Below are 24,960 nucleotides of genomic sequence, written 5' to 3' on the forward strand. Positions count from 1 at the left end.
GCTCCCGCACCGACCCAAACGACCGTTAAGCTGACGGGGTGGGAACCGACGAGCTCTACCCGGCCGACCGGCTGACCGCCGCGCGCCGCGCCACCGCCGCCGCCGGCCTGGACGCCCTGCTGCTGACCCCGGGGTCGGACCTGCGCTACCTCACCGGCTACGACGCCCACGCGGGGGAGCGGCTGACCTGCCTGGTGCTGCCCGCCGAGGGCGAGCCCACCCTGATCGTGCCGACCCTGGAACGGCCGGCCGCCGAGGCGTCACCCGCCCCGGGCACCGGGGTGCGCATCGTCGACCACGCCGACGGCACCGACCCGTACCCGCTGGTCACCGCCGCCCTCGGCGGCCCGGTCGGCGCGGTCGGGCTGGCCGACCGGATGTGGGCCGAGCAGGTGCTCGGCCTGCGCGCCGCGCTGCCCGACGCCACCCAGCGGCTCGCCTCCGAGGTGCTGCGGGAGCTGCGCATCCGCAAGTCCCCAGCCGAGGTGGCCGCGCTCGCCGAGGCCGGCGCGGCGATCGACGCGGTGCACGAGCGGATGGGGCAGTGGCTGCGCCCCGGCCGCACCGAGGTCGAGGTGGCCACCGACATCGCCGCGGCGATCCGGGCCGCCGGCCACCTGAGCGTGGACTTCGTCATCGTCGCCGCCGGCCCGAACGGGGCCAGCCCGCACCACGGCACCTCCGACCGGCCGATCGGCGCCGGCGAGCCGGTGGTGGTCGACATCGGCGGCACCATGCCATCGGGCTACCGCTCCGACTGCACCCGTACCTACGTCGCCGGCGGCCGGCCGCCGGCCGAGTTCACCGACTACTACGCGGTGCTGCGGGAGGCCCAGCGGGCCGCGGTGGCGGCGGTGCGGCCCGGGATCACCGCCGAGGCGCTCGACGCGGTCGGCCGGGACCTCATCGCCGCCGCCGGGTACGGCGACGCCTTCCTGCATCGCACCGGGCACGGCATCGGCCTGGACGGCCACGAGGAGCCGTACGTGGTGGCCGGCAACCCCCGGCCGATCGAGGCCGGGATGGCCTTCTCCATCGAACCCGGCATCTACCTGGCGGGCCGGCACGGCGCCCGTATCGAGGACATCGTCGTCTGCACCAGCGACGGCGGGCAACGGCTCAACACCACCCCCACGGAGCTCATCGCGCTATGAACGTCGACCGGATCCTCCCCACCGACGAGGCCCACGACCTGCTGGACCTCGCCACCGAACTCGCCGACCGGGAACTCGCCCCGAGGGCCGCCGGGTTCGAGCAGCGCGCCGAGTTCCCCCGGGAGGTGCTGCGCACCCTGGGCCGGGCCGGCCTGCTCGGCCTGCCGTACGCCGAGGAGCACGGCGGCGCCGCCCAGCCGTACGAGGTGTATCTCCAGGTGCTGGAGATCCTGGCCAGCCGCTGGCTGGCGGTGGCCGAGGCGGTCAGCGTGCACACCCTGTCCTGCTACCCGGTGGCGCAGTTCGGCACCGACGATCAGCGCAAGCTGCTGCCGGACATGATCGGCGGCGAGCTGCTCGGCGCGTACTGCCTGTCGGAGCCGCAGGGCGGCTCGGACGCGGCGGCGCTGACCACGAAGGCCGTCCGCGACGGCGACGACTACGTGGTCACCGGCACGAAGGCGTGGATCACCCACGCCCGGGTGGCCGACTTCTACAACATCTTCTGCCGCACCGGGGGGCCCGGCCCGAAGGGCATCTCCTGCCTGCTCGCCGACCGGAGCACGCCGGGCATCCACCCGCAGGCCGCCGAGCGGACGATGGGCCTGCACGCCTCCCCGGTGGCGCAGATCGCCTTCGACGACGCCCGGGTGCCGGCCGGCCGGTTGATCGGCGGCGAGGGGGCCGGCTTCACCATCGCCATGTCCGCCCTGGACTCCGGCCGGCTCGGCATCGCCGCCTGCGCCGTCGGCCTGGCCCAGGCCGCCCTCGACTACGCCGTCGGCTACGCGAAGGAACGGCAGCAGTTCGGCCGGGCGATCATCGACTTCCAGGGGCTCGGCTTCAACCTGGCCGACCACGCCACCCAGATCTCCGCGGCCCGCGCCCTCGTGCTGGCCGCCGCGCGGCTGCGCGACGCCGGCCGGCCGTACTCCATCGAGGCGGCGAAGGCGAAGCTGTTCGCCACCGACATGGCGATGCGGGTGACCACCGACGCGGTGCAGGTGCTCGGCGGCGCCGGTTACGTCGCCGACCATCCGGTGGAGCGGTACATGCGGGAGGCGAAGGTGCTGCAGATCGTCGAGGGCACCAACCAGATCCAGCGGCTGGTCATCTCCCGGGCGCTGGCCAAGGGCTGAGCACGGCATAGCGTCTCTGATCTCCGGACCCTTTCCCGCCAGGTTGTGGGGCCGGGTGGGGGAGGGTGCCCTGCGTCGCCTGGGCGCGGGGCGTGGTGGCTTGCGTCGGGTTGGCCCGGTCTTCGACCGGTCCCACCGGCTGGCCTGGGAGGTGGTGGGGGTGACGACAGCTGCGGCTTCGAGGTTGTCGACCCAAACGGCATCTCCGGCCGGTAGCCGTAGGGCGTCCGACGAGGCACAGACAAGGCCGCCGGGTGCTGACGCGCCTGACTAGTACGTGACGCGCACGCCGATCTCGGCCCAGGTGAGGCGGCCGACGATGCCGTCGGCGGTGAGTCCGCGCATGCCCTGGTACCAGCGCACGCCCGACTCGGTCCTGGCGTCGAACTCGGTGGACGCCGGGCCGCACCGGCGGGCGCCGACGAACCGTTTGATGAATGCCACGTCCTCGCCGCTGCTGCCGGCGCGGATGGTGCGGGACCCGGGCGCCCGGCCGGGCTGGGGGACCGGCGGCCGGGTGGCCGTCCGGAGTGTGGCGAGGGTCGTGGGCCCGACGATTCCGTCGATCTCCAGCTTGTGGGACTTCTGCAGGGACCGGACCCAGGCGGTGGTCTTCGGGCCGAAGACACCGTCGGCGGTCAGGCGGGCCCCGACCCGGTTGGCCAGCGTCTGCAACTCCCGTACGTCGCTGCCTCGGCAGCCGGTGCGCAGGATCCGGTCACCCAGCTTCAACACGGTGGCGGCGGCGATGCCCCAGGGTCGGAGGCTGTCCTCCAGGGCCCGGGAGTGGCTGACGCTGACGTGCAGGTGCTTGTTGTGGGGGTTGAATCCCATGTAGCGGGCCGGCCGGAAGCCGCGCGTGCTGCTCCAGATCGTCCGGTTGTAGATGACGTACCGGGTGGACGGGTGGGCGATGCACTGCTGGACGACGAGAAGCGGGTCGATGCCGTCGATGTCGAAGTCGGCGGCGTTGACCGAGTGGTCGTCGCCGTCGGGGTTGTGGTCGGACTTGCGGAGCCGGTGGGAGGCGTCGCCGATCCAGCCGTCGGAGGCCTTGTCGCGGTGCGGCCAGCGCTCGTTGATCTCCTCCCGCAGGACCCGCAGTGCCGGAGCCAGGTGTACGGGCATGGTCAGTTCTCCTCCTTGAGCGCGGCGGCGAGGTCGATCTCCACGGTCTCGCCGATCAGGTTCTCCGGGTCGTCGTCCTCTTCGAAAGTGCTCACCAGGTACTCGAGGTCGGTGCTTGCGGTGTCCATCTCGGTCCTCCTTGGGTCATCACCCGGGCGCGGAAACCGGTGCGGGCAGACCGGTCGGTAGATGGCGCCGGCCGACGGACGGTGTCCGGCTGCGGCTCGGCAGCGACGGGCGTCGGGGCCCACCTTCGGAAACGCGTTGAACGCCGGCAAGCGGAGAGTCGGCTATCGGCGTCGATGTTGGCCGTCTGGGCATCGGTGTCCGCCGATCGTCGTCGCCGAACCGGAGAATGTCTCACGGCGGTCGGGATTCCGTCTTGCGGGACACAGGCGGCCTGGTTGATGACTCAGCCTTTCGGCTTCGGCATTCATTAGCCCGGGTCAACCAATTGGCTGGACATGCCGCCCCCAACGGCCACGTGGTGCTGGCGCTTCGGTTCGTGTCGGTGCCAGCACACGCTGCACCGTCCGAAGGGCGACAGATTCTCGCGACCAGCCAGCCATAACCTCCGGGAACTCCCGCCGCGACACCACATCCGGGCGGGTGTTGAGGGGGGACCATGCACTCATGTGAACGGCACGCCGCCGGCCACCGAAGGGCCACGTCGTGACCGGCGTCGCGACGGCGGTCGCCGCCGCCGGCCTGGAGACCGACCATCCCGGCTCGACCCCGCCCATGACCTACAACGTGCTGCTGCGTGTACCGGCCGGCTCGGCCGCCGGCACGCCGACGGTCGTGCAGGGCGCCCTGCAGAACACCGTCGGAGGGCGCCGCACGCCAGCGCAGCGACCCACGCTGTCGGTGTTCCTCTGCCCGGGCGCGACACTGCGCGGCATCGCCTACTGGCTGCTGCGAACCATGAAGCCCAGCGGCGCGCCGGACACGACCCCCTTCGACGAGATGTGCCTGGCCCAGGCCCTGTGGGGCTGGAACCGCGACTACCTGGCCGGGCTGGGCGGCGCGAGCGCCTGGCGTACCGGGCTGTGGCTGCCGCTGCCGGTGGAGGTCACCGCGGGCGGCGCGCAGTGGGTCACCGACTGGGGGACCGTCGGCGGCTGGGCCGCCCGATTCCCGGCCGCGGCGGCGGTGCCTCTGGACGCGCCCGCCCAGCACCTGCCGCTGCCCGACCCCGCCGCTCTCACGGCCGAGGTGACGGCCCTGCGGGCCGGCCGGGACACCGACGACCTGGCCGATGCCATCGAACGTGACCTGGTGGGCAACCCGTTCGAAGCGGTTTTCCGGATCGTCGAGATCCTGCGCCAGGTCGCGGCCGACGACGCCGACGACGCCGTGGACCTCGCGGCGGAGGTGACCGGCCGGCTGACCGCGGCGGAGCTGGCGATGCTGGCCGGGGTGAGCGCCGGGCACGGCCTGCTGCGCCGCCTGTGGTTTCTCGTCGGTTCCAGCAGCGATGGGGACGCGCAGGACGCCCGCGACCTGCTCGGCCCGGCGCTGGGCCTGACCCGTACCGGATCCGGCGCCTGGCAGCCCCCGGACGTGATCGGCCCGACCGTGATCCCCGACGAACTCACCGCCGTTCCACCGTCCCCGCCGGTCAAGGGCAAGAAGCCGGCCCCGCAGGGGCTGGTGGCGCAGTCAAAGGTGGTCGGAGAGAACCCCGGCGGACGGCGCACCATGGTCCTCGGCCGCGACCTGTGCCTCGGCTCCATCGACAGCCACACCCAGGACAACGGCACCAGCTGGAGCGGGCCCGCCTACGGCGGCCGACTCGACCCGCCGAAGTTCATCCAGACCAACGCCGCGGCGATCGGGCTCACCACCACCGCCGAGCTGGCGCGCCTGCGGGTCGTCGAGCTGATCGCCCCGAACGAGGGTCGGCTCGACGCCGCCCGCGCCGCGGACAAGGGCACCTTGTCCACCGGCATCCAACAGTGGTCCGCGCACCACAACGACGAACTTCCGGTGCTGCTGGCCCGGTTCAAGCACATCGCCCCCGACCACTACGACCTCTTCTTCGGTATGTACGGGCTGCAATCGCAGCCGTGGTGGCCGGTGGACGAGAAGGAAGCGGACGTCGCGGTCGCCGACCCGGCGCAGGTCCGCGTGGCCAATCCGGAAGCCTTCGACGGCGACGGCAACGCCCGACAGGGCAAGGAGTACGCGCTGCGCTACGCGACGCTGTTCCGCGTGCCGCCCGGTGGTGGCCGTCAGCGTCTGCCCGAGCCACCCGAGGAAGTCGTCGAAGTCCTGCCCCGACACGCGTTCTTCGGGGTGAGCGCCAAAGGCAAGGCCTACACGATCGCCCCCGAATGGTGCGGTCGCATCCGCCTCGCCTCGCTCTGCTCCCTGCACTACAACGTGGTGCAGGTGTGGACCGCCGTGTGGCGGTTCGAACGCCTCGCCAGCCAACCACTGCGCAAGGCCAAGCTGACCGTGCGCGGCCGCCGGTACCGCATCCGCGACTTCGTCAGCTCTGAGTACGCCGCCGCCCTGTTCATCGACCAGCACATCAACTCCCCGTCCGGGGTGACCGGGGCGATCGACCGGGCGATCAACCGCACCGAGCGCGCCATCGCCCGGATGCCCGAGCCGACACGCACCGAGATGCGGCCCTTCGACGAGGGCACCTCCGCGCCGCTGCGCCCGCCGTGGCTGCGGCTCTTCCAGATCAACTACCTCGCCGAACGCAAACTCGAAGGCAAGGCCACACGGGACATGTTCATCACCGGACTGCACGACCGCTTCAACGACAACGCCTGGGCCGGCCTCGACCCGGAAGCAGGCACCTTCTCGGGGTGGGTGGGACCATGATCAACGTTGCTGGACTGCCCGCCGAGGTCGCCGATCTCGGAATCGCGTTGGGCCTGCTGGCCCCCGCAGGCGGCGGTGTCCGCCTGGTCGAGGAGTTCTTCGCCGACCCGTGGGCACGCGTCGGGAAGCTCGTCGCCAACGACGTGCAACGCGCCGCACTCGTGCGTGCGATCGAGGGGATGCTGCCCGCCGCCCAGCCGCGCTTCCCGTCCCACGGCGCGGGGCAGCTCGCCGGGCCGGTCCGGCACGTGCCGCTGCTCGAAGAAGGCGGCAAGGGCCAGGTCTACCTGGTCGTCGAACGCGCCGGGCTGGCCAAGACGGCACCCCTGACGCTGGCCATCGCCGCCGAAGCCGGCCCGGTCGCCGGCGGACCCGCCGTCACCGCACGCGTCGACCTGCTCGTCGCCGCCAGCGGCGCCGTCACACCCGTCGCGGCCAGCAAAACCCACCCGATCCGACTGCGGGCGCAGGCTCCGCTCGGCGACAGCGGCGCCAGCGTCGAAGCCGCCGTGCTGCTGGTCGCCCCGCCCGACGAGACGCTGAGCCGCGTCACCGTCACCGTACGGGGCCTGCCCGGCACCACCGAACCGCTCGTGCTGGACCCGGCCACCGGCAGTGCACAACTCGCCCTGCTGGTCACCGCGCTGCTGCGCTACGTCCTCGCCGAGGTGGGCGACGACGTGCCCGCCCCCGTGCAGTTGGTCGCGACCAACCTGCCCGGCCTGCTCGGCCTGGCCCCGGGCCTGGTCCCGCTGCCGCTGGGTGACCTCGCCGCCGACCCGGCGGCCTTCCGCACCTGGCTGGCCGCCCTGGTCGCCGCCCGCACCCCCGACGGCGCACCCGGACTAGTGAACTGGCTGGACTCCGTCGCCGGGCTGCTCGGCGCCGACCCGTCCAAACGCACCGACCTACCCACCGACGCCGACCCGCTGCTCATCCCGTTGGTGGCCGGGCCGCCGTCGGTCGATCTCACCGTGGCCGTGCGCACCCACCCGGCCACCGGCGCGCCCTCGCTCGTGCTCGGCGCCCGCGTCGCCTACCGCGGCACCGGCGCCCTCGACGCCACCGTCCTCGGCGACGCCGTTCTACTCGTGGTGCCGCTGGCCGGCACCGCAACGACCAGTCTCTTCGAACGCCTCGACGTGCTCGTCGCCGCGCCGGCCGCAGCCGGCCGCCTCTACCCGGCCGCCGGGGAGCCCGCCGGACCCGTCCAGGTCGGTGGGCTACGCGCCGGACTGCGCTACCGGGCCGCCACCAAGACCATCACGCCCCTGCTGGAACTGCGGGACGTCACCGTCGCCATCGGCGACGAACCCCACCACCTCGACCTGGTCGACCTCACCGACGCCCGCTCCCTGACCGCCGCCGCCCAATCGCTGCTCGAAGACGCCATCGAGCAGGGACTCGGCACCGCCGCCGGACCCGTCGACGCGCTGCGGCGCCTCCTCGGCCTCGGCACCACCCCCGGGATCGACCTCGGCCTGCTGACCACCGCACCGACCCGAGCGCTCGCCGCCCACTACCGGCGGCTGCGGCAGGAACCCGACGGCTGGTCCGGCGTACTGGAGGACGTGGCACGCCTCGTAGGTGCCACCGCGCCCGCCGCGACCGGCACCGGCAGCCCCGCAGACCCGTGGCGGGTCGCCGTGCCGGCGTTCGCCGCCCTGCCCGACGCGCCCATCGCGCTGGAGCTGATCTGCTGGGACTCCGGCACCCCCATCGCCCCCGTCCTCGAACTCGGGTTCGGCCTACGCGGCGGCGCGCACCTCGACGCGTCGCTGCCCTGGCGGGTCGACGTGCGCGCCGGCCTCGCCACGCTCCCTCTCGACGGCGCCGCCAGCCCCGCCTGGCTGCGCGCGGTCACCGCCACCGTGGCCTTCGACCCGCCCGCCCTCGCAACCGACATGCCGGTGCGGGTGTCCACCGACGGAGTACGCCTCGACGTCGGCTGGTCGCTCGGGTCGGCCGTCACCGTCAACGCCACCATCGACGACCTCGCGGTCACCGTGGACGGCCAATCCCATCACCTCGGCGACGTCGTGCTGCCCCCCGCCGGACCGATCGACCCCACCGCCGCCGACCTGGGCCTCGGCATCGACCCAGAAGCGCTGTGGGGTGCCGCCCGCGCCCTGCTGGCCAGGGCCGCCGAGTCGTGGGCCGGCCCCACCGCCAGGGATCTGCTGGCCCTGGTCGGCATCGCCGGGCCGGCGACCACCGGCCCGTTCGCCGCACTGCCGCCGCTACTGCCGCCCGACCCGGCCGACCTGTCCACCCTGCTGGCCGACCCGGCCGCCGCCCTCCGCGGCTGGCTCACCCGACTGGCCCGCGACGAAGAAGCCCGCACCGGCGGGGGAGTGCCCTACCTGCGTGCCCTGCTGCAGCTCCTGCAGGCCGCCCTGACCGACCGGCTGCCCGCCCTGCCCGGCCAGCAGCTGCCACCGATCGACCTGCCGGTCACCGGCGGCGGCACCCCCGCCGTGCCGTGGCGGGTACCGATGCACCGCTACGGCGACGACGCCGTCGAACTGCTCACCTGGCTGGAGCCGCAAGGCCCGCCGGCGCAGTGGGCCATCGCAGCGCTGATCGACCGGTTCGGGTCCGACGACCAGCAGGACGCTACGGCCGACCAGCCGCACCTCACCAGCACCGACGTGCTGGAGACAGCCGAGATCGCCGGGGCGTACCTGCCCTACGTCGCCGACGCCCTCGCCGGCGTGGACGCCGCTCACGCCGCCGCGGCGCTCGCCGCCCTGTCCGGTGTGCTCGCCGACGGCGACGGTCTCGTGCCCGCCGACGCGCCGCTGCCCGCCGAACCCGGCTGGCGGGCCGGCACCCTGGTCGCCGCCACCCACGACACCCTCACCACCGCGCCCGGCATCGTCACCCAGCTCCGCGACGAAATCACCGCCCGCACCGCCGCAGGAGGCGACGACTGGGCCGTGCTGCTGCTCGCGCCGCCACTGGCCGGCACCCGCCCGTGGGACGACCTGCTCGACGGCATCCCGACCAACCAGATCGCCACAGTAAACCTCCGGGTGCCCGGCACCCCACCGGACCTCGTCGACCTCGCCACGCTGCCCGCCGCCCGCTGGTACGTCGTCGACCTCGCCGACGACGGCACACTTCCCGCCGCCACCGCCCTGGCCGCGCTGCGCCACGTTCACGACGCGGTCCGCGCCGTGCGCCCCGGTGTGCGCACCGTCCTCGTCGGGCACTCCTACCTCGGCCTGGTCGCCCGGCAACTCGCCGCCGCCGTACCCACCCAACTGCTCGGCCTCATCACCGTCGGCACCGTGTTCGACGGCGCGCTACTGCCGATCGACGCGCCCGCAGTCGCCGACGGCGTGCGGCTGGCCAGCATGCTCGCCCCGGAAGGCCTACCGGCCGCACCGCTGCTCGACGCCGCCCTGGACCTGCAGCGCCGGCTGCTCGACGGCTACACCACCCTCGAGCCAGGCCAGCAGGCGCGACCGGCGCCGCTGCCCGCCGCCGCGTTCGCCCGCTGGCCCGCCACCGCCGTGAACCTGCAAAACGTGCCCGCGCTCGCACTACAGGGCAGCCTCGGCGACGTCGACGGCAACGGTGGAGCCGGACACCTGCACGCCGCGCTCGTCGCCGCGCTGACCACCCAGACCATCGCCGGCGCCGGCCCCGCCGACCTGCCCACCCACGCCGTCGCCGCGCTGCGCCTCGCACTGGACCTCGGCGCACCCGTCGCCGGCGACCCCGACGTCGACGTGGACGTACGTCTCGGCCTCGGCGCCGTCGCCCTCCACGCCGGCACGGCCGACGCGCCGTCAGCGCAGGTACGCATCCAGGTCGCCCGACCCGACGGGTGGCTGCTCGGCGGACCCGGCACCGGCACCCCCCTTCCCGCCCGGATCCGGGCGCTGACCGTGCGCGCCACCATCCGCGCTGGCGAACCCGGCCCCGTCACCGACGTCGAGGTGATGTTGCACGACGCCGCCCTGCGCGGCGACGCCTCCACCTCCGTGAACCTGCTCGACCCGCGCGCACCGGAACTCCTCGACGCGCTGGTGCAGGAACTAGACCGGGTCGCCGCCCCCAACGGACGGCTGACCCGCCTGCTGACCGAACTCGCCGCCCTCGGCGTCATCCACCGCGCGGCACCCGGCCGCCCGGCCGCCGTGCTGGCCGACGCGATCACCGCGCTGCGCACCGACGCCACCGCGTGGCTCGCGCCCAGGCTGCCGGCCCTGGTCGACCGGACCGCCGGCCTGCTCGGCCTCGTCCGCGCCCCGAACACCGCCGCCGGCGCAGGCCCCTGGCGGCGGCGCTTCGACGGCCTGCCGGTGGAACTGGTGCTGCAGGCGCAACCGTGGCGGCTCACCGCCCGCACCACCGGGGCAGGGTTGCGCCTCGGTCACGCCGCCACCCTCACGGGATCCACCACCGTCGCGCTGGCCGACCCGACACCGCAGGTGCAGGCCGTCCTCACCGTCGGCGGCGTCACCCTCACTCGCACCAACGCAGGGGTGTCGCTCGCCGCCCCGTGGCTGACCGAACCGGTCGGGCTGCTGCCCGCCGCCCCCGACCTGTCCGGGCGGCTCGCCGCGCTGATGCCGCGGCTGCTGGTTAACGCGGCCATGGGCGTCCTGCTCGAACAGGTCGCCGGCGGCCACATCCGGGTTGCGTCCCTCGACGGCCTCCTGACCGACCCCGCCGGCTGGCTGCAACGCACCTTCGCCGGCACACCCGGCGCACCCCCGCAGGCGGGACCGCTGTCCGACCTGCTGCGGCTCGCCGCCGCGCCCCTCGGACTGGCGACCGACCCCACGCACGCCCTCACCCTGCCCGGCGGCATCAACCTCGACCTGCTCGACGTCGGCCCACCCGACGCGCGGGCGCTGCGGCTGCGGCTGGCCACCGACGAACCGATCGAGCTGTTCGATGCCGGCACCGCACCGGCCACCCTGAACCTGGCCCTGCACCTGGACGTCGACGCCGCCCGACAGGTCCAGCCCGGCGGTGAGGTCACCCTGCACCTGCAGCTGCCCGGCGACTGGGATGCCCTCATCGTGCGCCTCGCCGCCGACACCGCAGGCCTGTCGGTGGCGGTCACCCCAGCCGCACTGGGCGCCACCCTCACCCTGCTGCCCACCGTGACCGGCATGGACACCCTGGTGCAGGCCGCCGGCTCGCGGCTGCTACCCGAAGTGCTCGACCATCTCACCGAAGGCATCCGCGCCCGCAACCCGCACCCCGCCGTGCTCGACGACGTCCTCGACGTCGCCGAAGCGCTCGGCGTCTACGACCCGCAGGCCGCCCCGCACGGCTTCGCCGCCCGCGCCGGCGCCCTCGCCGACCTCGCCGACAACCTCGCCGCAGGCGGCCTCGCCGCCGCCGGTCCCGCCGCGGCGTCCGCCGCCGTCGCCGTGCTGCGCCACGTCCTCGGCGCCGCGCAGGTGCCCGACCCGGCCGCCCCCGGCCAGGTCGCCGTCCGCGTCGGCGTGCTCGGCGGCACCGTCGAACTGCGCACCGACCTGGCTGCCCCGCGCCCCACGCTGGGCCTGGCCGTGCGGGGCGTCACTGCCGGCGCGCTCACCGCCGACGTGGTCGTCGGCTACACCCACCCCCACGTGACCGCCGAACTGACCGCCCGGGCGCACGTCGACACCGGTCTCGGCGTGGCGCTGCGCGCCCGGCTGTCCGCGCAGGCGACACCCGACGGACTGGCCGTGCGTCTCGGTCTGCTCGGCACCGACGACGCCGGCACCGGCGAGGTGGCCGTGCAACTCGCGCCGACGGTGCAACTGCCCGGACCGGCCGCGCTGACGCAACTCGCCCAGCGGCTGGTCGTGCCGATGGCCGGCACCCTCGCGCTGCGCGCCGCCGAGCCGTGGCTGCGCCGCCCGCTGTGGCCCGGCGGACGCACCGCCGCGCAGATCCTCACCACCGCCGCCGTGGCCGTCGACACCGCAGACGGCATGCGGATGGCCGCCACCCTGCCCACCCCCATCGGGCTGCTGCGCGGCACGTTGGACGCGGTCGCCGGGGTGCCGGTACCGGTGCCCGGCGGGCTGGCCCTGTCCGTCGTCACCGACGGCTTCCGCTACGGCATCGTCGTCGGCGGCGAACTGACGCTGCCCGCCGGCGGCACCGCCGTGCAACTGCGCTTCGGGCTGCCCGACACGCTCGACGTCGGCTGGGGACCGGCCGGCCGCGGCGTCGGCCTGCTGCTGCTGGACCTGACCAACACCGCCGCCCCGCAGCTACGTCCGGTGCTGCGCCTGGGCGGTCTGGGCATGCGGGTGGCGGCCGCCGCGCCCGGCAAGGCCCTCGTGGAAACCGGCGGGTTCCGCCTCGGCGCCGCCGCCGCCCATATCCGCGCTGACCTGGCCCTGACCGGCACCACGGCCCTGGGCCGGCCCACCGTCGTGGACGGCGCCGTCGTCATCGAGAAAATGGGCTTCCCGATGGCTCCCGGCGGCGGCGGATCCAACCCGGTCGCCGCGTCGCTGCTGCAGACCGGCGGCGGCGGTGACGCCACCCCCGCCAACCCGCCGATTGACATGCTGGTGGCCCGCGGCGCAGGCCGCTGGCTGGTGCTGTTCGGCGGAAAAACAGAAGCCCGCTTCGACATCAACCGCAGCTACGGCCCACTGCACATCGCCGAACTGGCGCTGCTGTACAAGGCCGCCACCTCCGGGCCCGGCAAGGTGGGCGTGTCCGTCGACGGCGGCGTCGCCATCGCCGGCCTCACCCTCGACGTCGACGACCTGTCGCTGCTGGTGCCGCTGCGCAACCCCACCGACCTCAACGCCTGGGAAGTGGACCTGACCGGACTGTCGCTGTCGTTCACCTCACCAGGAGTCTCGATCGCCGGGGGACTGGTCAAGGTCACCGGCGCTAACGGCGTGCAGTACGACGGCATGCTGTCAGTCGACCTCGCCGGCCGAGGACTGACAGCGGTCGGCTCCTACGCCCGGCCCCGCGACGACCTCGGCCAGTTCACCTCCCTGTTCGTGTTCCTGTCCGTCGGCTTCCCGCTCGGCGGCCCGCCCTACCTGTACGTCCTCGGCCTCGGCGGCGGCGCCGGCTACAACCGCAAACTGCTCGTACCCCGCGACCCCCAGGGCGTCACCGCGTTCCCGCTGATCAAGGCCATCGACGACGGCGGCTTCGAAGGCACCGGTGGGCCGATGGGCGCACTGGCCCGCATGTCCCGCGACATCCCGCCGGCCCGCGGCGCGTTCTGGCTCGCCGCCGGCGTCAAGTTCACCACCTTCCAACTGCTGCACACCACCGCCCTGGCCTACGTCTCCGCCGACCGCGGCCTGGAAGTCGGGCTGCTCGGCCTGATGCGCATGGCGCTACCCGACTCGCAGGCCGCGGTGATGAACGTCGAACTCGCCCTCGCCGCCCGCTACAGCACCGTCGACAAGGTCCTGTCGGTGCGCGCCGCCCTCACCCGCAACTCGTGGCTGCTCAGCAAAGACTGCCAACTCGTCGGCGGATTCGCCTTCATGGTGTGGTTCGACCGGCCCGAAGTGCTGCTGTCCATCGGCGGCTACCACCCCCGGTTCAACAAACCCGCGCACTACCCCGACGTGCCCCGCGTCGGATTCCACTGGTCCGTCGGCGGCGGCGTCGTCGTCAAGGGCGACGCCTACTTCACCCTCACCCCCTCGGCGGTGATGCTCGGCGGACGCCTCGAAGCCTCCTACGACCGCTCGCCCGTGCGGATCTGGTTCGTCGCCGCCCTGGACGTGATCGTCCGCTGGGACCCGCTGAGCTACGACGCCACCATCGCCGTCAGCGTCGGCGCCCGCTTCACCATCAAGGTGTGCTTCTTCGCCTGCGCCCGCATCAACGTCAGCGTTTCCCTCGGCGCACGCGTGCACATCGAAGGCCCACCGCTGCGCGGCACCGTCACCGTCGACCTGGCCATCGCCTCAGTGACCGTGCGGTTCGGCAAGACACAACTGCAGAACTACCCCGACTGGCTCCAGTTCGCCACCAAGTACCTCGGCGGCGGCGACGCCGCCAAACCGGCCACCGCCGCGACGGTGACGGCCGGCAACCTCCCACCCGCGATCGGCAGCCGACCCGACGGCACCCTCGAACACCCCTGGTCGGTGGCACCCGAGTTCGCCGTGCGCGTGGAGTCACTGATGCCGCTGGCCGCCTGGCAACTGACCGACAGCGGCCGCCCCGCCGACCCTACCGGCGGACGCACCGTCGAAGTCGTGCCGTCGGGCAACAAGGTCGGCCACGTCAACGCCACCATGACCGTCACCGTCGAACAACGCAACGGCACCACCTGGAGCGCCGTGCCGGCGACCCAGGTGCAGGCGCTGCGCGCCGCCACCGCCACCACCGGATTCCCGGCCGGCCTGTGGGACGGCAACCTCGCCGGAGACCGCAACAACGGCTCCCTACCCACCATGATCCAGGCGCTGTCGTCGGTGAACCTGGCCGCCCCGGTCACCGTCACCGAAGCCACCGGTGCGCTGGGCGACGTGCCGCTGGCCACCATGATCGAAGAGGAGCAGCAGCGGCACCTGCCGCTGTCCGTCACCGCCGCCCCAACCGCCGCACCGTCGATCCTGCGCCGATCGGCCGCGATGGCGTCCCGACCCGACACCACCGTGACGGCCCTGCGGGCGGCCGCCCCGACCGGCCCGCGCCTGCGCGCCACCGTCTCCGCAGACCAGCGGCGCCGCCCCACCCGTTTCGCCGCCGCCCAGGCCCGCGCCGCCCAGGCCCGCGCCGCCCAGACCGGCGGAGACGCCCTACCGACCGGCAGCACCCAGATCTGGGAGACTTCCGGCGCACCGGCCCTGCGGCTGCGCCTCGACCAAGGCGCCACCCCGCTGCGGCTGGCCACCTTCACCAGCAGCGGCGCGCCCGTCAGCGACGGCCCGGCCCGGCCCGGCGCACGGGTACCGGCCGAAGCCGCCCACGCCGTGGTGACCCCCGCCGCCGGCGACACCGCTGGCTGGACCGCCGACACGCCGCTGGTCCCGGTCACCGACGGCGTGCTCGTCGCCCCCGGCGCCACCATCCTCCTACCCGGACCGTGGCGCCCGCCGGCCCGCTACCGCCGCGCCGGCGACCACGTCCCGGTCCCCGCGGCGCTGCTGACCGCCGCCGTCGACGGCCTCGTCACCACCCTGCCCGCCGCGACCCGCAGCGTCGTGGTGGCCCTGGAACCGGCCGCCGCCGGCGCCGAACTCGCCGACGTCCGCGTCGACCTAGACGGAGTACGAGTGAGCAGCCGCGAGAACACCGCCCCGAACCGGATCCTGCTGACCGTCGACCCCGAACCCGGCGCACGCACCATCTCGGTGCAGGTCGTCGCTGGCGACAGCTGGCGGGTGTGCGCGGTGATCGGCAGCCGCGACGACGCCGTCGACCCGTACGACCCGGCCGCCCGCGCCGAGCTGATGCGGGTCGCCGCCCCGCACGCCACGCGAGACACAGTCCAACCAGGAAGTCCCCGCGAGCCGCTCTCCGCCGCGGCGCGGCCAGCGGCACGGCGCACGGCAGCCGCCGGAACCGAACCCGCGCCGGCGGTACCGGCACCCACGGCGGCCTGGGTCGCCTTCGACCACGACGAGACGGAGGCGTGATGCCCGAGACCCCGATCGCGGTGGGCTCCATCCGGCTGCACGACAAGGTGACACCATCGCTGACCGCCGGCATCTACCGGTTCCGCAGCTCCCTCGACGTGCGTCCCACCACCGACCCGAAGACGCCGCTGACCGCGCTGCCGCAGCACGCCACACACGTGCAGGTGGGCGCGCCGCGGCTCACCCTGGACACCACCGAGGTCACCGCCCAACACCCACCCCGCGACGCGGTCGGGGCGTTCGGTGACCGGCTGCCGCACGTCGTGCTGGGCCGCCGCACCCTGCCATGGGAGCGGCGCCTCTCCGACGGCACCCCGTGGCTGGCGCTGCTCGTCGTCCGACCCGACGAGGCCACCCTGGTGACCGGGCCGCTGCGCACCATCGTCGGCGAGACCGTGTACGCCCGCCTCAACGCCGCCGAACCCGTCGACGGCAACCGCACCGTCGTCGGGCTGCGCGCCAAGGACCTGCCGACCTTCCGGGCCCTGCTGCCCACCCGCGCCGACGTGGGCCTGCTCACCCACGTCCGCCAGGTCAACATCGCCGACACCGCCCTCGCCGGACACGACGACGACGGCTGGTTCGCCGTGGTCACCGCCAACCGGATGCCGCTGGGCGCCACCACCCCCACCACCTACACCGCCTGCCTGGTGTCCCTCGAATCCCGCGACGACGCCTGGTCCACCACCACAGGCAACCCACCCACCCTGATCGTGCTCGCCTCCTGGCCCTTCACCACGAGCACCACCGGGGGAACCTTCGAACACCTCGCCGCGCACCTCGACCTCGGCGCCTACGGCACACCGCCGATCGGCGCCGCGGCCATCGTGGACAGCGCCGGCTCGCTCGGCCTGACCGGCACCCGCCGCGACGGCACACCCACCACCATGGGCTACCGGCCCCCGCTGCTCGGGACGGCACCCGACCCGCTACCCGACACCCCCGGCGACGTGAGCGCCGACGCCGCCTTCGAACTCGGCCGCCTCCTCGCCGCCGCCGACGGCCGGTTCATTCGCGACGTCGTCGCCTGGCACCGCGCCACCGACGACGCCGCCCGTACCGGCAACGCCGCCACCGTCCGCACCGACAGCGCCCGCTCATACGTCGCCAGCGCACCGACGACGCTGCGCCGCGCCGCCGCCACGACCGCCGACAGCGACCCGCTGGCCGCGCTCGGCGACACCTTCGCGCAACGGCTGCTGTCCCGCACCACCCGCGCCGACCTCTGGCAGGCCCACCCGGGCGGCGCCAGCGTCATTCCCCGCCAGCTGCCCCGCGAAGGAGAACCGTCGTGACGAGCCCGATGTCATCCGGCGCCCGGCTGCTCGCCGAGCGGCTCGGCACCCTCCTCGGCGCGCCCGACCCCACCCCCGACCCGCAAACGCGACACCGCGCCTTCGCGGCGACCGCCACGGCCACGGCCGACAGCACGGCCACGGCGACCGCGGTGCCGCCCCTGCCCGCCTACGTCGAGCACCTGCTGGCCCGCTGGAGCCTCCTACACGACCTGCCCTTCCGCTACCTCGTGCCCGACACCCGCCTCCTGCCCGCCGAGTCCATCCGGTTCTTCCGCCTCGACACCGGCTGGCTGGAACAGCTGCGCGCCGGCGCGCTGGCCGTCGGAGGCGACGGCACGAGGGAACGCGCCGCCACCCGCAGCCTGCTGCCCCACGTCACCGCCACCGTGACCGCACAGCTGCCGCTGGTCCGCGAGGTGCAGCGCAACCGTATGTCGATCCCCGTCGCGGCCGACCTGCTCACCGAGGCACGCCTGGCAGGCGACCTCAACGCCACGGACGCCGCCGTTCCGGTCACCGGTTTCCTGCTGCGCTCGGCGCTGGTCAGCGGCTGGCCGGGCATGGAACTCCGAGCCTGGTCCAGCGACAACCCCGCCGACGTGCCGCCCGGCGTCGACCCGGACGTCCTGGCCCGCAACAGACCCGACCTGGTCGTCGAACTGCTGCGCCTGGAACGGCTGTCGCCGTCGGTGCTCATCGCGCTGTTCCGCGGCGCCCCCCGCCTGGTGTGGCTGCAGGAACCACCGCAGAGCGTGCAGTTCGGCCTGGAAGCCGCCGGGTCCGGCTGGCAGGTCCCGATCCGCGACACCGCAGGACGCGACGTCGGCCTGGTGGCGGTGCCGATGCGTCCCGCCAGCCCCGTCCCTGGGGTCGTGGACGTTGAACGCCTCGCCCGCGCCCTCGACGCCGCGCGCCCGCTGCCCCGCGCGCGCGGTGGCGCCGCGGTGGCGCTGTCCCTGTTGCAGGCCCCGTCCCGGCAACGGTTCGGCTCCTCCACCCCACCCTCATGACCCGCCGCCCCATCGACCACCGCCGGGCCCCGGCTACCGGCCGGCCCACCCCGATCAAGGGAGCCTCTGGGTGACAACTCTCCTCGTCCCGGTCGCGCTCGACGTGCTGGTCGTCCGGGAAGCCACCGCCCCGTCCGACTGGGCGCGCACCGCCCTGACCCGACCCACCCCGCCGGCCAGCGGCCGCGTCCAGCAGGATCTGCTGCCCGAACCGTTCAGCGCCCGCGACACCGCCCGGCCGCCCGGCGCGCACCTGCACTGGAGCCTGCCCGACGGCCTCACCCGCGGCGTCGCCGACGACACCGGGGCAACCACGTTCCCGCCGGTGCCCGACCGGTGGCTGGTAGTCCGGCTGTCCGGCCCGGCCACCCCCGGACCCCGCGCCGTCGAGGCGTGGCTGCTGCCATACGCCGGCCTGATCGACCCGATCCGGGTGAACGCGGCGCTGACCGGACCCACCCTGCCACCGTCCGGCCCCGCACCCCGCTCACCGCTGACCGCGCTCGGCCACGGTGACCTCGGCTGGGCCGGCTACTACGACAACGTGACGAACCGGTTCGCGATGCACGACGACCTCCTCGACGTCACCGGGCCGGTGGCCTACCTGGTGCTCGGCTGGTACACCGACCCCACCCGCGACCCACTACGCGTCACCGGCGAGGTGAGCCAGCAGAAAAGGCTGGAGGACCTCGGCTGGGAAATCTTCCCCACGCCGCCGGAAGACCAACCGCTGCTCGAACGGTCCGTCTACCACGCCGCCGCCGTCTCCATCGGCTGGCCCGACCCCCACTGGTCCGGCGACGGCGGCCTACTCGGCCGGGAAACCGACTACCGCCCCACCGCCGACCAGGTCGCCCTGGCCCTGGGGGAGACCCTCGCCGAGGCACTCGCGGCCGTCGCCGCCGAACCCGACGACCCGACCGACGCCGCCCGCATGATCGAGGCGCTGCTGCAAGGCGCACTGACCGACGTGACCGCCGCCGACGGCCCCGCCCGCCTCGACGCCGGACTGCACCAGAGCCGCTTCGGGTCCACCCCGGCCACCGCCGGCAACGAATACATCTGGCAGCCGGCCACCGGCACCACCGGCGGCGGATCCTTCGTGCAGGTCGAACGAACCCGACCGCGGGTATGGCACGCCCTGGAACCCGCACTGGTAGTCGCCGGCGGCGGACGCAGCCCCAAACACGGCGCCGACGGCCGCTACTCCACCCTCGGCAACCTGCTGTGCCGCCTCGACGACACCACAGTGCGCGGGTTCGGCGTCGCCGGCGGCGACCCCGGCCGCGGCGCCGCCGTGCTACCACCCAACCCGCTGGCCGGCCTGCGCCCCGACTACGGCGTCCCACCCGCCGCCACCGGCCTGCTCGTCGAACTCGCCAGCCTCGACCCCGGCTCCGCCCCCGACCTGGCCGCCTCCACCACCACCCAACCCTCACCGGTCGCCGCGGCCCGAGCCGCCTGGTGGGCGTCGTTCGACCCCGACGTGGCCGACCCCGCAGCACCACCACCCGGCGCCGTCGTCGACGGCCACCTACCCAGCCCCGTCGGGATCACCCCACCGAGCCGGCCGTGGAACCCGCTGCTGCTGGAATGGTCAGCCACCTACCTGCCCTCGCCGCGCGGCGCCCACGACTGGCCGCTCGGCGACATCGACTTCGACCTGCCGAAGGTCGTGACCGCACCGAACACCGGCCGCGCCCTACGCGGCCGGGTGATGCTGTCCGCGTCAGCCGCCGCCCTGCTCGACGGCACCATCGACGCCGACGACGCCGAACGCGACCTGCTCTCCGGTGAACTCGTCGGCATCGCCGAGCAACTGCGCCGCGACGCCACCGGCCTGGTCGTCGACGCACCCAACGCCGCCGACTCCGCGCAACCCCCGCAGGCCGACCGCGCACCGGACTTCGTGGCCCTACGCGCCGGGTTCCTGCGCCTGGACCGGGCCCGGCTCGTCGACGGCTACGGCCGCTACCTGCAGGTCCTCGGCGCGGACGTGACGCAGCCCGCGCCGGTGTCGCACGGCGTGACCCTCGCCGTGCCCGGCCACCCCAACCTGGCGGCCCTGCGACCACGGTTCACCGCCCCCGCCCGGGTGCTGCTGCGCTTCGCCGACGCCGCCGGCACCCCCCGCGACGCCGACGCCGGCGTCAGCCCCGTGTGCGGCTACCTGGTGCCGTCCCTGGTGGACCGCACCCTGGAGTTCTTCGACGACAAAGGCAGCGGCTACGGCCGGCTACGGCCGGACCCCGAGACGATCACCGCCTGGGAGGAAGACCCCGGCCGCCCGGCGACACTGGGCGCCCCACCGAGCCGGTTCCTGCCGAACCCGCTGCTGGCCCGCTTCGCCGACCGGATGCTCGCCGCCGACCACGCACTGGCCACCGCCCGCGCCGGCGGCCACCCCGCCGGCACCGCCCAAAGCGCCCTGGAGTCGCTGCTGCGGGTCCTGGACACCACCCGCTGGACGGTCGACGTGACCGGCCGCGCCGGCGACGAACACCTGGCCCTGCTGCTCGGCCGACCGGTCGCCGTGGTCCGCGCATACCTGAAAGTCGAGGTGGAAGATCCCCGCCAGCCACCGGAGAACGCGACCCGCGGCGTGCCCGTGCGACTGGGCAACCTGTCGCGGGCCCAAGACGGACTGCTCGCCTACTGCGTCGGCGACGACATGGACCGGCTGCACCTCGTCGACCCGGCCGTCGCGCTGCTGGCACCCGGACTGCCCGACGACAGCGGAGCCGTCTCCGCGCCAGGCGCGGATCCGCTCACCTCACCGTACGTGGACACCTCCGGGGTGTTCACGGTCAATCCGGGCGTGCCGGTGCCGCTGACCCTGCTCATGGTGCCCGGCTCAGACGTGCACGTCACCGTCGGTCTGCTCCCGCAGAAATCGGTGGGGCTGCTGCGGGAATGGACCGCCGCGGCACTGTCGCGGCTGTCGCCGGCGCTGCGCTACGGCCCGATGCTGCACGACCTGGAAACCATCCGCCTGCCCCTGCCCCAGGACGTGCGCGGCTCCTGGAACTGGCACCGCCGCGACCAGCCCGGACAGTGGCGCTCCGACCCCGTCGTGCCCGCCACCCCCGACGCGCTCATGCCCAACGAACCCTCGGTGGCCAGCGAAGGCTGGCTGCAGGTGACCCTGGCACCCGACACCCAGTACTACGACACCGCCGTGCCCGTGCGGGTCAGCTGCGTGCGCACCGCGAACGGCACCACCCTGGCCGTCGGCGGATACAACGCCGACGGCACCCACTTCCTCATCCCGGTGCCCGACGCGATCGAGCTGATGGGAAGCGGTCGGTTCGCGTTCTTCGTCCAGGAACCCGGAACCGCCCGCGCCGCCCTGCGCGTGGTCCGGCCCCGCCACGGCCGGCCCTACCTGCGAACGGCCGCCGACGACGCCTCGCCGAACAACCTCGACAGCCTGCGGGAGTGCCGCCATGTCTGACCTCAGCACGTCATGCGCATCCAGCGGTGGGGGAGCGGGCCCATGGCACTGGTGATCGCGGGCCGAGTCGTGCCGATGACCTGCGACCCCACCGTCGCCGCCGACACCTCCGCTTCGTTTCGCGGCCGCGTGTGGATCGGCGACGACGGAATGATCACCGCCGTGACGCGAAGCCGACAGCCGGGACCGGCCGGCTTCGACACCGCACCCGTGGTGGACGTCGGCACCTCACTGGTGCTGCCAGGACTCATCGACCTGCACAACCACCTGGCCTACAACACGCTGCCGCTGTGGAGCGAACCCACCCAACGCACACCCTTCGCCCACCACGACTCGTGGACCAGAGCACGCTCCTACGCGGCGTCCGTCACGTGGCCCGCCCACGCGTTCGTCACCGCCGCCCCACAAGAACTGCTCGCCTACGCCGAAACGAAAGCCATCATCGGCGGCACCACCAGCGTGCAAGGCTCACCCCCCAAGAACCGGCCCCGCGACGGCTGGCTGGTGCGGAACGTCGAGGACGAAACCTGGGGCACCCGCAACCGCAACCTCGTCTACGCCTCCACGCTGACCATGACACCCACGGCGCTCGCCGAGCGAGCGAACCGGATGCGAGCCGGAAGCCTGTTCATCTACCACTGCGCCGAAGGACAGCCAGGCACCATCGCTGCCGCCGAGTTCCGCGACGCCGCCGCAGCTGGCTGCCTGCAGCCACGCTTCGTGGCCGTCCACTGCAACGCCGTCGACCCGACAGTGTTCACCGAATGGACCGAACAGGGCGCGGTGGTGTGGTCGCCGCTGTCGAACCTGTGGCTGTACGGCACCACCACCGACGTGCCCGCAGCCCGCAACGCCGGAGTCCCCGTCTGCCTCGGCTCCGACTGGGCGCCATCGGGCAGCAAACACATCCTGGGGGAACTGAAAGTCGCCCGCATCGTCGCCGACCACCACGGCTGGACCCTGTCCGACCGGGAACTGGTGACAATGGTGACTGCCGACCCCGGCGACGTGCTGGCCCGCAGCTGGGGGAGGCAAACCGGGCGCCTGCAGCCATACGCCGCCGCCGACGTCACCATCATCAGGGCCGCCCGCAACGCCGACCCGTTCACCACCGTCGTGCACGCCACCGAACGCGACGTGCAACTCGTCATCGTCAACGGTCAACCCCGATACGGCACCCCGGCGTTGATGCGCCGCTCAGGCGCACAACCCGTCACCGACCTGACCGTCGCCGGCCAACGCCGGCTGCTGTCGCTGACCCGCCCCGACGACCCCACCCAGGCATGGCCGTGGCAGGAGGTCCTCGCCCGACTGGAACAGGTACGCGCCAACCCCAAACGGGAAATCGAACGAGGACAAGCCCGCCTGGCCGCCTTCAACGGCCCCTTCGACGACCCCGCCGCGCCCCTGCGGCTGGCGTTGGACATGCCCACCGGCATCGCTCCCGTCGGCGGGCTACCCAAAGACCTCACGCAGATCCTCATCCCCCCACTGGACACCCTTACCCACGACGACGCGTTCCTGGCCTCCCTCGTCGGCCGCGGCTGGCACGGCGGTGTCCTCCACAAACTCGCCGACTACTACCGCTAGCCCACGCGCAACCCCCACACCACAGGTAGGCGCACATGCCCGCAACTCTTCCCGTCGACGTGCAGGCCGCACAGCGAGGCACCGACCTCACCGCGCCCCCCGCACCCCGCCGCGCCGCCCGCGCCTCCACCGGCGCCGAACCGACGCTCGACGGCGGGCAGCGCCTCCAGGTGATCGACGCCCTGTCCTGCGTCATCGAAGGCGCCTACTGCCATCTGCCGCAGAAACGCGCCGGCTACGCCGTGGACCCCGTACAAGCGCTGCACCTGCTGCGCCGCCGCTGCGTCACCATGACCGACGGCGAATTCCACCTGGCCCTCACCGGCCTGATCACCGGACTACGTGACGCGCACACCCGCTACCGCGGACCGGCCACCGTCCGCGGCAGCGTCGCCGCCCTACCGTTCCTCATCGAAAGCTACGGGCCCGACAACCGGCCCACCTTCCTGATGTCGAAACTGGCCGCGAACTCCGGCATCCGCAAAAAGACGTTCGTCCCTGGCGTGGAACTGCTGCACTGGAATGGCATCCCGCTCGCCCGAGCCGTCGACATCTACGCCGACCGGGAGACCGGCGGACGCCCCGACGCCCGCCGCGCCCGCGCCCTGGAGACCCTCACCTTCCGCGCCCTGGACTACAGCCCACCACCCGACGAACAGTGGGTCATCGTCGGCTACCGCACCCTCGACGGCCACGACGACGAAGTCCGGGTGCCGTGGCGGCGCATCGCACCCGGCAAAGCCGGCACCGCGATGCAACCCGGCTCCGGCGCACGCCTCAAGGTCGCAGCCGACCCCGCCCGCGAAGCCGTGCGCCGCGCGAAGAAGCTCATGTTCGCCCCCGCCCTGTGGCAGGCAGACCAAGCCCGCACCACCGTCCGCGCCGGCGGCTGGCTGCCCACCGCACTGCAGGACACCCTCGCCGCACGCCCCATCACCACCCGCCGCGGCCAGCTGGGCTACCTGCGCATCTGGAGCTTCGACGTCGACGACCACGAGGCCTTCATCACCGAAGTCATCCGCCTGCTCGCCCAACTACCCGACCGCGGCCTGATCATCGACCTGCGCGGCAACCCCGGCGGCCTCATCTGGGCCGCCGAACGACTCCTGCAGCTGTTCACACCCCACACGATCGTCCCCACCCGGTTCGCGCTGCTGGCCTCACCCCTGACCCGCGCCATGGCCGCCAGCCCCTTCAACCGCCTGGAATTCGAAGCCTGGACCGCGTCGCTCGACAACGCCATCGCCACCGGCGAGCTGTACTCCCAGCCGCTTGCGCTGACAGACCCCGACTGGTGCAACGACATCGGCCAGCGCTACACCGGACCCGTCCTCACCGTCGCCGACCCCAACACGTACTCCTCCGGAGACCTGTTCGCCGCCGGGTTCCTCGACAACCGGATCGGCCCGCTGGTCACCGTCGGCCAGGCCACCGGTGCCGGCGGCGCCAACGTGTGGGGCGATCGGCTGCTCCGCGACGCCCTCGCCGGCACCCCATACGCGTTCCCGCCCCTTCCCGCAGGCGTCGGCTTCACCCTCGCCATCCGCCGTGCCCTGCGCAGCGGACCCGCCGACGGCATCCCCATCGAGGACACCGGCATCCCCGGCATCCCCTACGGCATCACCCGACGCGACCTGCTCGAGGACAACAGCGACCTGCACGACTTCTGCGCCGACATCCTCGCCCGGCGGCCCTCATGACCGCCCCCACACCACCCGAACCCCGTCGATGGTCGACCGGCGGGGCCGCGCCC

The 24,960-nt window shown here is 73.8% G+C and carries 11 protein-coding genes; 9 read left to right on the forward strand and 2 right to left on the reverse strand.

The genetic code is table 11. The features are described 5' to 3' along the window. The first annotated feature begins 38 nt into the window (after positions 1-38). Together AB0H57_RS18590 and AB0H57_RS18595 are read left to right on the forward strand one after the other, a co-directional pair. The gene (locus AB0H57_RS18590) at positions 39-1,154 is read left to right on the forward strand and encodes a Xaa-Pro peptidase family protein (protein ID WP_357507954.1); all 1,116 of its coding nucleotides are present in this window, start codon (positions 39-41) and stop codon (positions 1,152-1,154) included. Then, entirely contained in the window at positions 1,151-2,293 is a 1,143-nt protein-coding gene (locus AB0H57_RS18595; RefSeq protein ID WP_357507956.1) for an acyl-CoA dehydrogenase family protein, read from the forward strand. The genes AB0H57_RS18590 and AB0H57_RS18595 overlap by 4 nt, the downstream gene beginning before the upstream one ends. 270 nt (positions 2,294-2,563) lie before the next feature. Here the strand turns inward: AB0H57_RS18595 and AB0H57_RS18600 are convergent, their stop codons facing one another. After that, the gene (locus tag AB0H57_RS18600) at positions 2,564-3,421 is read right to left on the reverse strand and encodes a peptidoglycan-binding protein (protein WP_357507958.1); all 858 of its coding nucleotides are present in this window, start codon (positions 3,419-3,421) and stop codon (positions 2,564-2,566) included. 2 nt (positions 3,422-3,423) lie between these two features. Continuing rightward, positions 3,424-3,549, reverse strand: coding sequence for a hypothetical protein (locus AB0H57_RS18605; RefSeq protein ID WP_357507960.1), 126 nt, complete (start codon positions 3,547-3,549; stop codon positions 3,424-3,426). Between the two features lie 544 nt (positions 3,550-4,093). On the opposite strand from AB0H57_RS18605, the gene AB0H57_RS18610 reads away from it, so the two are divergent. The 7 genes from AB0H57_RS18610 (at position 4,094) to AB0H57_RS18640 (ending at position 24,907) form a co-directional block, all read left to right on the forward strand. Continuing rightward, on the forward strand, positions 4,094-6,259 hold the full coding sequence (locus AB0H57_RS18610) for a hypothetical protein (RefSeq protein WP_357507962.1): 2,166 nt from the start codon (positions 4,094-4,096) through the stop codon (positions 6,257-6,259). After that, the gene (locus AB0H57_RS18615; RefSeq protein ID WP_357507964.1) at positions 6,256-15,855 is read left to right on the forward strand and encodes a DUF6603 domain-containing protein; all 9,600 of its coding nucleotides are present in this window, start codon (positions 6,256-6,258) and stop codon (positions 15,853-15,855) included. The genes AB0H57_RS18610 and AB0H57_RS18615 overlap by 4 nt, the downstream gene beginning before the upstream one ends. Then, a complete protein-coding gene (locus AB0H57_RS18620; RefSeq protein WP_357507966.1) occupies positions 15,855-17,150 on the forward strand; it encodes a hypothetical protein in 1,296 nt (431 codons plus the stop codon). The genes AB0H57_RS18615 and AB0H57_RS18620 overlap by 1 nt, the downstream gene beginning before the upstream one ends. Beyond that, entirely contained in the window at positions 17,147-18,163 is a 1,017-nt protein-coding gene (locus AB0H57_RS18625) for a hypothetical protein (protein ID WP_357507968.1), read from the forward strand. Before AB0H57_RS18620 ends, AB0H57_RS18625 begins: the two co-directional genes overlap by 4 nt. Positions 18,164-18,233: 70 nt before the next feature. Beyond that, positions 18,234-21,617: a DUF3892 domain-containing protein gene (locus tag AB0H57_RS18630; RefSeq protein WP_357507970.1), complete on the forward strand. Its 3,384-nt coding sequence runs from the start codon at positions 18,234-18,236 to the stop codon at positions 21,615-21,617. Between the two features lie 42 nt (positions 21,618-21,659). After that, the gene (locus AB0H57_RS18635) at positions 21,660-23,207 is read left to right on the forward strand and encodes an amidohydrolase family protein (RefSeq protein ID WP_357507972.1); all 1,548 of its coding nucleotides are present in this window, start codon (positions 21,660-21,662) and stop codon (positions 23,205-23,207) included. Between the two features lie 35 nt (positions 23,208-23,242). Beyond that, entirely contained in the window at positions 23,243-24,907 is a 1,665-nt protein-coding gene (locus AB0H57_RS18640) for a S41 family peptidase (protein WP_357507974.1), read from the forward strand. The last annotated feature ends 53 nt before the right edge of the window (positions 24,908-24,960 follow it).

This window comes from Micromonospora sp. NPDC050686 (assembly GCF_040654475.1).
Taxonomy (GTDB): Bacteria; Actinomycetota; Actinomycetes; order Mycobacteriales; family Micromonosporaceae; genus Micromonospora.